The organism is Anaerostipes hadrus ATCC 29173 = JCM 17467, assembly GCF_030296915.1.
GTDB classification, from domain to species: domain Bacteria; phylum Bacillota; class Clostridia; order Lachnospirales; family Lachnospiraceae; genus Anaerostipes; species Anaerostipes hadrus.
In genome coordinates, this window is record NZ_AP028031.1 from 101,117 (window position 1) to 114,514 (window position 13,398).

Consider the following 13,398-nt stretch of genomic DNA (forward strand, 5'->3'; position numbering starts at 1 on the left):
CTGCAATAACTCGCGTTGAAAGTTACTGAAACCAGTAGTCTTTGACGCTCAAACAATTGCCCGATCCAGCTGCGATTCCGTCAAAACTCCTATGGGATTCGATCGTTGCTCACATGCTATCTTTCATTTTTTCTCTAAATACCTGAAGACTTTCAATCATAAAAATAAGAAAATTCAGGCTGATGGATGTATGTTAAACATTATTGTTTTTCAATTTTTGTAGTGGTAGACAGATGTTTATTATAAATGCTAATATAGTAAAATATTCACCCCCACCAATAACTTCAGTTCATCAAACTACCCTACAAATCGGTGCTTGTAGATTTTAGCTAAACTTCTGTTAACGAATACAAAAATTATCAATCAATACCATACACACTGTATAGTGATTTGAATTACGTAAATTATTTGAATATTATAAAAATGGTTATATGTCGGCGACCGTAGGAACACGCCTGTACTTAGCGAGTGGATGATCGTAAGATCATTCAGGAGCTTAGTACAGCTGCGTAGTGAGTCGAGCGAGAGCGCGTCGCAGACATATAACCATTTTTATAATATTCCACCAATAATTTCCGTCATCAAACTACAATTTACTCACCAAAACTTATTCCAATCGTCTTAGCGTCCTTAATCATCTGGCACTTCGGATCAACATATTTTAATTTTCCAGCAACTTCAGATAATGGAACCTTTTTTGTATCTCCATCAACGATACCAACCATATAGCCATACTCTTTATTAAGGATCAATTCAGCGGCATATGCTCCAACTCTTGTAGCAAGTACACGGTCGTAAGCACAAGGAGCACCACCACGCTGTGTATGTCCTGGAACGGTGACTCTGATCTCACGATTTGTTTTTTCTTCTAGTGCAGCTGCAATCTCATAAGCAACAGAAGGATATCTTCTTTCTGCAAGTTTTGCCTTATACTGTTTCTTCTTTAACTTCGCATCTTCTTTTGAAATAGCACCTTCAGCAACTGCGATAATCGAGAATTTCTTTCCAGCTGCAAAGCGGTTTTCTACAACTTCGGCTACTTTATCAATATCATAAGGAATTTCAGGCAGCAGGATTACGTCAGCTCCACCAGCAATTCCTGATTGCAGGGTAACATGTCCGACTTTATGCCCCATAACCTCGATGATAAATACACGGCTGTGAGAAGAAGCTGTTGTATGGATTCGGTCGATCGTATCAGTTGCAATATCAACGGCACTCTGGAATCCGAATGTCATTTCAGTTCCCCAAAGATCATTGTCAATTGTCTTTGGAAGTGTTACAACATTTAAACCTTCTTCACGAAGCATATTTGCAGTTTTGTGAGTTCCGTTACCGCCAAGAACTACAAGACAGTCTAATTTATATTTGCGGTAATTACTTTTCATTGCCTCGACTTTATCAAGACCGTTTTCATCAGGGATGCGCATCTTTTTGAATGGCTGTCTGGAAGTTCCAAGAATTGTACCTCCACGGTTTAAGATTCCAGAAAAATCATCTGGTGTCATACGGTCAGCAATATCGTAGATCAGACCTTTATATCCATCGCGGAAACCATAGATCTCCAGATCATTTCTCTTTACACTTAAACCTTTTATTACACCACGCATGGCAGCATTCAATGCCTGACAGTCGCCGCCACTGGTTAAAATTCCAATTCTTAACATGAATTTATCTCCCTTCTGGTTTTATATTTGTATTTAAACCATCTAACATTAGTTAACTACTATTTTAACATATAATTATATACAAAAATTATAAAATTTAGTAAATAAAACGTTAAGAAAGCGTAAAATCTGATAAAAAGATAAGATCATGATCTTTGTTTTCGTACAATCAAAATATCCGATAAAACAGATTAAGAAAATATAAAAATGTGCATTGAAAATAAATAAAAAACCAGATAATATAAATATAGAAAGTCACATATGAAATGTGGCATATTCACGATGGAGGAAGCCAGATGAAAAGTGATCGTTTTTTAATAAAAGCAGCAGAACTTTATTACCGTGATGGATTATCGCAACAAGAGATTGCGAAAAAATTACATACATCAAGAACCAGTATTTCCAGAGCATTGATTCAGGCGAGAAATGAAGGGTATGTTCAGATCAGGATTCAATATCCTGAACAAAGTGATCTTGCATTGGAACGGAAATTAGAAGAAAAATATGGATTGACAGAAGCATTGATCGCTGTTCCGGCATATGAACAGTCATCGGATCAAGAAGTAGCGTTTCAAGCGGTAGACTATATTCTAAGAGTTTTGAAAAAAAACATGGTATTTGGAATGACATGGGGAAGAGCCATGCATGAATTTGTGGAGCAGTTGGCGAAAGATGAACGTCTTAGATCTCTTTCATTTCAGAATGTAAAAGTTGTTCCATTTCTTGGAACACCGGGAGCGATACAGTCAGATTCATGGAATACAACAACATATTCCAATACACTTGCAACGAAAGTCGGAAATTTATTACACTGTGCAAGTTATAACTTGTCTGCACCAATGTATGTGGAAGGTACAAAAGAAAAAGAGTTGATCGAAAGTATTGATGAAATCGCTAAAGTTCTTCATATGGCAGAAACAGCGGACATTGCATTGATCGGAATCGGATCGATGCAGGACGATTCTTCGATTATCAAGGCAGAAATACGGACAAAGGAAGAATACAAGGAACTAGTGAGAAAAGGTGCTGTTGGAGAAATCGTTGGAAGGATTTATGACAAGAATGGCCAGACGGTTGATGAGGATCTGAAAAGAAAAATGGTTGGAATTTCATTGGATAAGATCGCAAAGATACCAGTCAGAGTCGGAATGTCTTATGGAAAAGATAAGATCGAAGCAATCAAAGGTGCGATCGCAGGTGGATTAGTGAATGTGTTGGTAACAGATGTGCCGACGGCAGAGTTATTATTAAAATAATATAGAGATAAGAATATGAAGCTGATATGCAAATAAAAGTAAGCATATCAGCTTCTTTTTTATTGTAAAAATCTTGTAAATCAGCACTTTTTGTGTGATGGAAAAATAAAAAATTGTATTGACAAATAAAAACGTTGAATCTATAATAAAAAATATCAAATGACAATGTACATGGTCATATGACCACACAACACAAACAGAAAGGAAAAGGGATAAGCTATGAAGACAAGAGCAGTCAGACTTTATGGGGAATCAGATTTAAGATTAGAAGAATTTGATATGGGAGAACTGAAAGACGATGAGATCTTAATGGAACTGATCACTGACAGTGTCTGCATGTCTACTTACAAAGAATCTATTCAGGGAGCAAAACATCAGAGAGTCAACGATGATATCAGCGAACATCCGATCATCGTAGGACATGAATTTGCAGGAATCATTCGTGAAGTTGGGGCGAAGTGGAAAGATAAATATCAAGTTGGAACAAAATATACCATGCAGCCAGCGATCAATATCAAAGGTTCTATGGCAGCCATCGGATATTCTTATGAATACTGCGGAGGAGCAGCAACCTTTATCAAAGTTCCGCCAATTGTAATGGAAAAAGACTGCTTATTACCTTTTGATGAAAACAGTGCATTTTTTGAGGCATCACTGGCGGAGCCTATGAGCTGTATCATTGGAGCATTCCATTCTATGTACCACAGTGAACGTGGTGTTTATGAACATAAGATGGGAATTGTAGAAGGTGGAAAGAGTGCACTTCTTGCAAGCTGTGGTCCAATGGGATTAGGAGCGATCAGTTATATGTTAAATTGTGATCGTAAACCTTCTTTACTGGTGATCACAGACATTGATGAAGTAAGATTAAAAAGAGCTAGTGAATTATTTACAGAAGAATATGCCAAAGAACGAGGTGTTGAAATCCATTTTGTCAATACTGCGAAAGTCGATGACCCAGTGAAGACATTAAGAGATTTAACTGGTGGAACAGGATTTGATGATGTATCTGTATATGCACCAGTCAGACCAGTGATCGAGATGGCAGATGAGATTTTAGGATTTGATGGATGCTTAAACTTCTTCGCAGGACCAGTGGATCCAAAATTATCTGCGATGTTTAATTTCTTTGACGTACATTATAAGATGCACCATCTGGTAGGATCAAGCGGTGGGAATACCGATGATATGAAAGAATGTTTAAAACTTGCAGGAGAAGGAAGATTAGATCCAGCTGTTATGATCACGCATATCGGGGGAATTGATGCACAGATCAATACGATATTGAATCTTCCAAAGATTCCAGGAGGAAAGAAACTGATGTATCTTGGAAAGAATCTTGAACTAACAGCAATTGAAGATTTTGAAGAAAAAGGAAAAACAGATGATAGATTTAAAGAATTAGCTAAGATTACAAAAGAACATAATGGATTATGGTCCAAAGAAGCAGAAGATTATCTGTTAGCTAATTTTTAAAAATGATACAAGTGGAACTTATAAAGTAAAATTTTAGAATGAATTTTCGGGAGGATGAAACAGATGTTAGTAAACAGTAAAAAGATGTTAGAAGAAGCCAAAGCAGGACATTACGCAGTCCCAGCAGCCAACATTGTAAACCTTGAGAATATCAAAGGAGTGATCGAGGCGGCAGAAGAAACAAAACACCCATTGATGGTGTGTCTGGCGGAGGTACATACACCGACATTAGGTATTGAAGAAGCAGCAGCGATCGTAAAATATTACGCAGAAAAAAGTAACCAAGATATCGCGCTTCATTATGATCATGGATTTACGATCGAGTTGGTTAAGAAAGCTATTGATGTCGGATTTACCTCCGTTATGATTGATGGATCAAGCCTTCCATTTGAAGAAAATGTGGCAAAGACAAAAGAAATCGTAGCATATGCACATGAAAGAAATGTTACGGTAGAAGCTGAAATCGGACACGTAGGAGAAGGAGACAGCTATCATGTTGAAGGAAATACAATGTTAACAACACCAGAAGAAGCAAAGAAATTTGTAGAACAGACAGGAGTTGATTCCCTTGCAGTATCTATTGGAACAGCTCATGGAGAATACAAAGGAATTCCACATCTGAATTTTGAAAGATTACAAGAAATTGCAACCGAGGTTTCTATTCCACTAGTACTTCATGGAGGATCTGGTTCTGGAGATGAAAACTTATCCAAAGCAGTAGAACTTGGAATTGCGAAAGTAAATATCTGTACAGACTTATTAAATGCAGCAAGAGATAATACAAAAGATGGATATGCCGAAAGAAGTTACTATGATAGTGTAACACTTGCAAAAGATGGATTTAAAGATTGCCTGAAACATTATTACGAAGTATTCCATACAAAATAAACAAAAAGAAATGCGAAAACATACAATTCAATATTGACGAATCGCCATTTTAAGTGTTAAGATAACTTAGTATGATAAAAGCGAAGAAGGAGACAGTACTTCTATCATGAACGCATGAGCGAGTCCGGGGCGGTGGAAGCCGGGTGTTAGTAAGATAAGAAGGAAGATCACTCCGAAGCTGCAGGCTGAATGAAGTAAGCTGTGCCGGTATCCTCCGTTAACGGGATAACATATGATAGTATGTGAAATAGGTGGTTTAGAAGCAACAGCGTTGTCCTATTTTGGACAGCGCTTTTTCTTATTTTTTCCTATTTCATTAGATTTTCTAAGAAGTAAAAGGAGAGATGAAGATGTACAAGAAAGTATCATCTGACATGAACTTTGTCGATCGAGAGAAAGAGACCGTAAAGTTCTGGAAAGAAAACGAAATTTTTGAAAAGAGTATCGAAGAAAGAAAAGACGATCCGACATATACATTCTATGACGGACCACCAACAGCTAATGGTAAACCACATATCGGACACGTTTTAACTCGTGTTATCAAAGATATGATCCCTCGTTACCAGACAATGAAAGGTCATAAGATCATTCGTAAAGCTGGATGGGATACACACGGACTTCCAGTCGAACTTGAAGTTGAGAAGATGTTAGGTCTTGATGGAAAAGAACAGATCGAAGAATACGGTATGGAACCATTCATCAAGAAATGTAAAGAAAGCGTTTGGAAATACAAAGGTATGTGGGAAGATTTCTCAGATACAGTAGGTTTCTGGGCTGATATGGAGAACCCATACATCACATACGATAATAACTTTATCGAATCTGTATGGTGGGCATTAAAACAGATCTGGGATAAAGGATTACTTTACAAAGGATTTAAGATCGTACCTTACTGCCCACGTTGTGGAACACCATTATCCGCACAGGAAGTGGCACAGGGATACAAAGATGTCAAAGAACGTTCAGCGATCGTTCGCTTTAAATTAGTAGATGAAGATGCATATTTCCTTGCATGGACAACAACACCATGGACACTTCCATCTAATATCGGTCTTTGCGTAAACCCAGAAGAAACATACGCAAAAGTAAAAGCCGCAGATGGATATGTATACTATATGGCAGAAGCACTGCTTGATACAGTTCTTGGAAGATTAGCAGACGAAGAAGCAGGAACACCTGCATATGAAGTCTTAGAAACATACAAAGGAAAAGACTTAGAATACAAAGAATACGAACCATTATATGACTGTGCAGCAAAAGTTGCAGAGAAACAGCACAAGAAAGCATTCTATGTAACATGTGATGGATATGTAACATTAACAGATGGTACAGGTATCGTTCATATCGCACCAGCATTTGGTGAAGACGATGCGAAAGTCGGACGCAAATATGAGATGCCTTTTGTACAGTTAGTAGACGAACGCGGTAATATGTCAGAAGAAACACCATTTGCTGGATTATTTGTTAAGAAAGCAGATCCAGAAGTCTTAAAAGATTTAGAGAGCCGTGGATTATTATATGATGCTCCAAAATTCGAGCATAGCTATCCACACTGCTGGCGTTGTGACACACCACTGATCTACTATGCAAGAGAATCTTGGTTCATCAAGATGACAGATGTAAAAGATCAGCTGATCGCAAACAATAATACAGTTAACTGGGTACCAAAGAGCATCGGTAAAGGACGTTTTGGAGACTGGTTAGAGAACGTACAGGATTGGGGAATCTCAAGAAACCGTTATTGGGGAACTCCGTTAAATATCTGGGAATGTGAATGTGGACATCAGCATTCTATCGGTTCTATCGAAGAATTAAAGAGTATGTCTGATAACTGTCCAGACGATATTGAACTTCACCGTCCATATATCGACCAGGTAACAATTAAGTGTCCACATTGTGGAAAACCAATGCATCGTGTAGAAGAAGTAATCGACTGCTGGTTCGATTCAGGATCTATGCCTTTCGCACAGTGGCATTACCCATTTGAGAATAAAGAAATCTTCGAAGATAACTTCCCAGCAAACTTTATCTCAGAAGCTGTAGACCAGACTCGTGGATGGTTCTACTCCTTAATGGCAATTTCAACTTTATTATTTAATAAAGCACCATATAAAAACGTTGTCGTATTAGGACACGTTCAGGATGAAAACGGACAGAAGATGAGTAAGTCCAAAGGAAATGCAGTTGATCCATTCGATGCATTAGAAGAGCATGGAGCAGATGCGATCCGTTGGTATTTCTATACAAATAGTGCCCCATGGCTGCCAAACCGTTTCCATGCAAAAGCCGTTACAGAAGGACAGCGTAAATTCATGGGAACATTATGGAATACTTATGCATTCTACACATTATATGCCGAGATCGACCAGTTCGACCCAACAAAACATGCGTTAGAATATGATAAATTATCTGTAATGGATAAATGGCTGTTATCTAAGATGAACACAATGGTCAAATCTGTGGATGATAACTTAGGAAACTACAGAATTCCAGAAGCTGCAAGAGCATTACAGGAATTTGTAGATGATATGAGTAACTGGTATGTAAGACGCTGCCGTGACCGTTTCTGGGCAAAAGGAATGGAACAGGATAAGGTAAATGCATATATGACTTTATACACAGCATTAGTTACTGTATGTAAAGCAGCAGCTCCAATGATCCCATTCATGACAGAAGAGATTTACCAGAACATCGTAAGAAGTGTTGATGCATCTGCAAAAGAAAGTATCCACTTATGCGACTTCCCTGTATACAATGCAGAACAGGTCGATGAGAAATTAGAAGCAGATATGGATCTCGTATTAAAGATCGTCGTATTAGGACGTGCATGCCGTAATGGAGCAGCAATCAAGAACCGTCAGCCAATCGGACAGATGTATGTTAAAGCAGAAGCATCTCTTCCAGATTATGACGAAGCGATCATCTTAGACGAGTTAAATGTAAAGAACATCACATTTACAGATGACGTATCAAACTTCACAACATACAACTTCAAACCACAGTTAAAGACTGTAGGACCAAAATACGGTAAATTAGTTGGAGGAATCAGAAACTACTTAGCAGCAGTTGATGGAAATGAAGCGAAAGCTCAGTTAGACTCTAAGGGACTATTAACATTTGAAGTTGATGGAACACCAGTAGAATTAGCAGAAGAAGATCTGTTGATCGAAATGGTAAAACAGGAAGGATTCGTAACAGAAGCAGACAACGGAGTGACAGTTGTACTTGATACAAACTTATCCGAAGAACTGTTAGAAGAAGGATTCGTCCGTGAAGTAGTCAGCAAGATCCAGTCTATGAGAAAAGAAGCAGGATTCGAAGTAACAGATCATATCACATTCTCTTACAAAGGATCAGACAAAGCCGCAGACATCATCGGAAGAAACGAAGCAGCGATTGCTGGAGATGTTTTAGCAGATGAAGTGAAAGCTGGAGAAGTTGCTGGATATGAAAAAGAATGGAACATCAATGGTGAGAAAGTTACTTTAGGTGTTGAAAAAAGATAATTTCATATAATGATGAGAGTGTCAATAAGTATAAATTGCTTATTTGTGCAAGCACAAACGCAATTTATACTTTTGACACTTACATCATATAACGAAGAAAATATAAAAAAGATCAGCTGTAGAAAGTTTTACAGCTGATCTTTTTGCTATTATTTATGAAATTTTCTTTGAAAGTGAAATCACATTAAGACCATGTTCTTCCAGAAAGATATTAATATCAATGAGATTCCATTTTTCATTATTGATATGCATCATGATCGCTGCATCTCTTGGAACTTTTGCATAAAGTTCACCGAGTTGTGCGATTCGCAGAGCATGTTGCGTGGTTTTTAGATCCATATGAGCCCCAAGACACAAAGCCAGCAGATAATCTCTGGAAGGATGAGGTTTCGTTCCATTTAAGATTTCATGGGCATAGCTTTGTGATATCCCACTGTTTTTGATGATCTGCGAAATTTTCAGGTCATGCTTTGCAATATAAACAGAGAAAAAATCCTGCAGGCTTGGTAACTGCTGAAGATTCTTAAGATAATTCGAAAAATTCTCCAAAGAAGTAGATTTTAATTGTTGATCTAAATGATCAGTTAATTGATCCTGCATATGTAAATATCCTTTCTCTCTTTGTGCTTATAATAAACGATCATTGCCCCTTCTTTAAGGAAACTGCTGCAAATACCGCACAAATCAGACACCAGGCAGCCCATACATTTAAATCTGCATAACTTCCTGCCATAGTAAATCCGCAAAGTGCACCAAGTGCAAATAAAACGATCAGTGCGATATTACCGCCCTTTGAACCATTTCTTGTAGCAATAGAAACAATTCCACCAGCCAATAAAATGATCGCAACGATCAATCCGGCAGAACTGCCACTTTCCCCATTTTCTGCTAAAGAATTTGAAATTCCAGCTGCACAAGACTGAAACATAACAAAAGCAAAAAGTACAATTGAGATGATTCCAGAAACTAATTTCCAAGTTTTCATATTTAATTCCTCCCTTCTATATGAACAATAATAAGAGTAGCAAATATTCATATAGAAATGTTTCGCTGACAGCGTAAAATTTTACTGCCAGCGATAAAGAACCTACCATATGATTTCTTCGACTAACAGCATAAAGATCATAAGAATGACCAAAATTCCCAAAGAAATCAGACACTGTAGAACAATTCGAAGTACAAAAGGGAGAGAATGACCCAGAAAAGATCTGGTTCGGATATTTTTGTAGTTAAAATTATAAAAAATAAGGCTGAGCAGCATCAGAAATACAAAAAAACGCTCATGCCATAGTTGTAGTCCAGTTAGAGGAAGTCCGGTTTTTGCATTTGTGAAATCTGAAGTCATACTACAGTAAAGAAAAGAGAGATATCCGAAGAATGCCAAGATTATTTTCCACAGCTTTCCAGTTCGAAATCCTGGAATATCAGAATGTATCGAAGAAAGCGTAAATCCAGGTTTTCCAATATCAGAGGAAATATTATCATGTAAAGCTGTCTCAAGTTCTTCGACCGTCTGGAAACGTTCCTCAGGATTCCATCGAATACATTTTGAAATGACGGAACGATATCTGTCATCAGCCAATTGATGTTTTGGATATTCTCCTGTCAATAAGCGGTTAAAAATAATCCCCAATGCATAAATATCAGATCGGGCATCAGATTGCCCAAATCCATACTGTTCTGGAGGGGCATATTCTTTCGTTCCAAGTAATTCCGTGTCCTGCTCTTGCCCAGATTCATAATATCTGGCAGTATCGAAATCCACGATATAGACAAGATTTTCACTGGTCAAAATAATATTCGACAATTTCAGATCACGATGAATGATCGGAGGAGTCAGAGTATGAAGTGATTTTAACACATCACAAAGTTTACGCATGATTGCAAGAGCATCCGAATAGACCAGCGTTGTCTGTTCCTCAAGCAACTGTTCCAAAGTTTGTCCATGAATATAATCTTCAATCAGGATCAAAGAATCATTTTCAAGGATCAGGTCATGAATTTTTGGAATTCCGGAGATTTGTAAGTCCTTCAACTGTTTATAAACATCCAAAGAAAATCTGGATAAAACTTTCTTAACGAAAATTTCACCAGACAACTTGTGTTTGATTAAATATATATGATTGTGATTTCCAAGAGTCGTCAGTTCCTCATAGCAGGATAGACGATATTCTTCTTCTAAAGTCATGTGTTAGGATTCCTTTTGGTTTATGTAATATGTCGTTGAATAATTGTTATATAATTAGTTTAACATAGGTTGATCGTGGAGAAAAGATGGATTGAAGATAGTAGGATTGTATGATGTGTGATTGTTGTGCAATTAAACAAAATGAGTATTGAAAACATGAAATAGATATAGTATATTAAAAATAAATAAAATATGTGGAATAAACTGGGAAATACTTAAATGTATTTGAGATAGCATATTTGACGGAAGAACAGATTAAGATGTTTCAAAGTGATTTCGGAATTATTGAGGATTATTTTGTGAAGAGAAGGAAAGGGTATAAAACCATTGAAAATTATAAACCAATTAAGCATGTAGATGAGATGCTGAAGTTTATGGAGATTTTTGCAGAAGATGAAATCGTGATTTCACCAATATATAAAAGGGTAAAAGAATATCCAGAAGATACGGAGAGAGATATTTATCAGAGATTAAATTAAAGTGATAAAATAACTCAGATAAAACAGGAACTAAATATAGAAAGAAGAGATTTACATGAAAACAAGACAACAGGCAATCACTTACGGTCTGACTTTCCCACACACATATGTGGAATCTCCATTCAAAGATCCCAATTGGGAATTAGTAAGGGTAAAAGGAAGTAAAAAAGCCTTTTTATGGGTCTATGAAAAAGATGGTTATATCAATCTGAATATCAAAGTAGATCCAGAATGGAGAGAATTCTGGAGAGAAGCCTACGATGCCGTCATCCCAGGATATCATCAGAATAAAAAATATTGGAATACGATCATCTTAGATGGGACTATTCCAGAAAAAGACATCAAAAAAATGATCAAAGAAAGCTACGATATCATCACGGACAGTCCGACAAAAAGAATCTACGAAGCAGTCAAACAAATTCCAAAAGGGCATGTGGCAACCTATGGACAAGTAGCAGCCATGGCAGGAAATCCAAAGATGTCACGAGCAGTAGGAAATGCCCTGCATAAGAATCCAGATCCAGAGAATATACCATGTTTTCGAGTCGTCAATGCAAAGGGAGAACTAGCAGGGGCCTTTGCGTTTGGAGGAGAAGGAAATCAGGCGAAATTGTTAGAAGAAGATGGAGTTGTGGTTGTTGATGGGAAGGTTGATCTGGATGTGTATGGGATGTAAAGAAAGATGGGAAAGGAGAAGTTACAATGTGTACAATATTAGGTAATGCAATTAACAAAGGAATTGAGCGTGGAATTACACAGGGAGAAAACCCTAAACTAATTATGCAAGTTCAAAAGAAAATGAAAAAAGGAGATTCAATAACAAAAATAGTCGATGATCTTGTAGAAGATGAAATCGTGATTTCGCCAATATATAAAATGGTAAAAGAATATCCAGAAGATACAGAGAAGGATATTTATCAAAGATTAAATTAAGAGTAAAAAGAATTTATAATAATATGTAGGAACACGAACAAAAGGAAAAACACCATGAACTATCTTTTACACTGTATAATCATAGAAATATTTATGGCAATTTACTGCTATCTATTTGGAAGTACCGTATTTCATGTGCCACAAAAAAATAAAAAATATCTCGCAATGACAGTAATTACAAAGTCATGTCTGTACAATGTTATAACGCTATATCTATGTTATATAGGAGTTATAGAGAATACATACAGATATGGGTTGCTGAACATTTTTTGTATTGTGGTGATATTTGCAATATATAAATTGATCACAGGATTAGATTATATAAGAATTATTATAGGTACGATGTTAATCGATACGTTTTGTGGAATTACGATTGTTGTACCATATACATTTATATATTCAGTTGCCAATAAAGATTTTAGTTTTGATCGTAATTTTGAAGCAGATTTAGGAATTTATACAATAGTAGCAATTCTCTTAATTATTTGTGTTGGATATCTGATGGATCGGTGTATTGTAAGAAGGTTTTTACGAAATTTTGCGATTTGTAAGATTCCATTTCAAAATTTGTTTAGAATTATATGTATTATTGGATTTGTATGGGTAATGTATACTTATTCTGTTCAGGAAAGATCATCTATTACATGGCTGTATGTGGCAGTTCAAATAATTTTGGCACTAGGATTATTGTATATTACATCATGGTTTTACCGTTGGAGAAAAGATCGGAGAATTCGGATGGAGAATGAACAGTTAAACTATGAAAATAAAGTCATGAAAGAATATTGTGAAACATTAGAAAAACAAATGGAGACAATGGAACAGTTTCAGAATGATATTGTGAAGCAGATGGAAGAAGTAGAAGAGATTGCGAAAGAAGCAGAAGATGATGAAGAAATCAAACAGTATGCGGAAGAATTAAAGAAGACGTATGAAGCAATTCATCAGCAGTTAAAATGAAATTAAATAATGTGATTTAGAGCGTTTAAAAGGTATGAGAAGCTT

Annotated in this window: 12 protein-coding genes; 8 read left to right on the forward strand and 4 right to left on the reverse strand. The window is 36.6% G+C overall.

From position 1 onward, the window contains the following. Positions 1–593 precede the first annotated feature (593 nt). Positions 594–1,667: a 6-phosphofructokinase gene (locus QUE18_RS00525; protein ID WP_008392283.1), complete on the reverse strand. Its 1,074-nt coding sequence runs from the start codon at positions 1,665–1,667 to the stop codon at positions 594–596. A 296-nt stretch (positions 1,668–1,963) separates the two neighbouring features. On the opposite strand from QUE18_RS00525, the gene QUE18_RS00530 reads away from it, so the two are divergent. The 4 genes from QUE18_RS00530 (at position 1,964) to ileS (ending at position 8,793) form a co-directional block, all read left to right on the forward strand. Then, positions 1,964–2,923, forward strand: coding sequence for a sugar-binding transcriptional regulator (locus QUE18_RS00530; RefSeq protein WP_009264797.1), 960 nt, complete (start codon positions 1,964–1,966; stop codon positions 2,921–2,923). Positions 2,924–3,142: 219 nt separating this feature from the next. Then, positions 3,143–4,399, forward strand: coding sequence for a zinc-binding dehydrogenase (locus tag QUE18_RS00535; protein ID WP_009204649.1), 1,257 nt, complete (start codon positions 3,143–3,145; stop codon positions 4,397–4,399). Positions 4,400–4,453: 54 nt separating this feature from the next. Next, positions 4,454–5,287 carry a class II fructose-bisphosphate aldolase gene (locus tag QUE18_RS00540; RefSeq protein ID WP_009204650.1) on the forward strand — a complete coding sequence of 278 codons (834 nt, stop codon included), beginning with the start codon at positions 4,454–4,456 and terminating at the stop codon, positions 5,285–5,287. A 350-nt stretch (positions 5,288–5,637) separates the two neighbouring features. Then, complete coding sequence (ileS, locus tag QUE18_RS00545) at positions 5,638–8,793, forward strand: isoleucine--tRNA ligase (protein ID WP_040344636.1); 3,156 nt, start codon at positions 5,638–5,640, stop codon at positions 8,791–8,793. A gap of 153 nt (positions 8,794–8,946) precedes the next feature. On the opposite strand, the gene QUE18_RS00550 is transcribed toward ileS, so the two are convergent. The 3 genes from QUE18_RS00550 to QUE18_RS00560 form a co-directional block, all read right to left on the reverse strand. Further along, positions 8,947–9,393 carry a helix-turn-helix domain-containing protein gene (locus QUE18_RS00550; RefSeq protein WP_009204653.1) on the reverse strand — a complete coding sequence of 149 codons (447 nt, stop codon included), beginning with the start codon at positions 9,391–9,393 and terminating at the stop codon, positions 8,947–8,949. Positions 9,394–9,433: 40 nt separating this feature from the next. After that, entirely contained in the window at positions 9,434–9,778 is a 345-nt protein-coding gene (locus QUE18_RS00555; protein ID WP_009204654.1) for a hypothetical protein, read from the reverse strand. Positions 9,779–9,880: 102 nt separating this feature from the next. Next, the gene (locus QUE18_RS00560) at positions 9,881–10,981 is read right to left on the reverse strand and encodes a serine/threonine-protein kinase (RefSeq protein ID WP_009204655.1); all 1,101 of its coding nucleotides are present in this window, start codon (positions 10,979–10,981) and stop codon (positions 9,881–9,883) included. Between the two features lie 239 nt (positions 10,982–11,220). Here QUE18_RS00560 and QUE18_RS00565 point away from each other — a divergent pair, with 239 nt between their 5' ends. From QUE18_RS00565 to QUE18_RS00580, 4 genes are all read left to right on the forward strand, one after another. After that, positions 11,221–11,460 carry a hypothetical protein gene (locus QUE18_RS00565; protein ID WP_009204656.1) on the forward strand — a complete coding sequence of 80 codons (240 nt, stop codon included), beginning with the start codon at positions 11,221–11,223 and terminating at the stop codon, positions 11,458–11,460. A 55-nt stretch (positions 11,461–11,515) separates the two neighbouring features. Then, the gene (locus QUE18_RS00570; protein WP_009204657.1) at positions 11,516–12,136 is read left to right on the forward strand and encodes a methylated-DNA--[protein]-cysteine S-methyltransferase; all 621 of its coding nucleotides are present in this window, start codon (positions 11,516–11,518) and stop codon (positions 12,134–12,136) included. A 26-nt stretch (positions 12,137–12,162) separates the two neighbouring features. Next, positions 12,163–12,393 carry a hypothetical protein gene (locus QUE18_RS00575; protein WP_009204658.1) on the forward strand — a complete coding sequence of 77 codons (231 nt, stop codon included), beginning with the start codon at positions 12,163–12,165 and terminating at the stop codon, positions 12,391–12,393. 342 nt (positions 12,394–12,735) lie between these two features. After that, a complete protein-coding gene (locus QUE18_RS00580; RefSeq protein ID WP_154663021.1) occupies positions 12,736–13,353 on the forward strand; it encodes an APC family permease in 618 nt (205 codons plus the stop codon). Positions 13,354–13,398 lie beyond the last annotated feature (45 nt).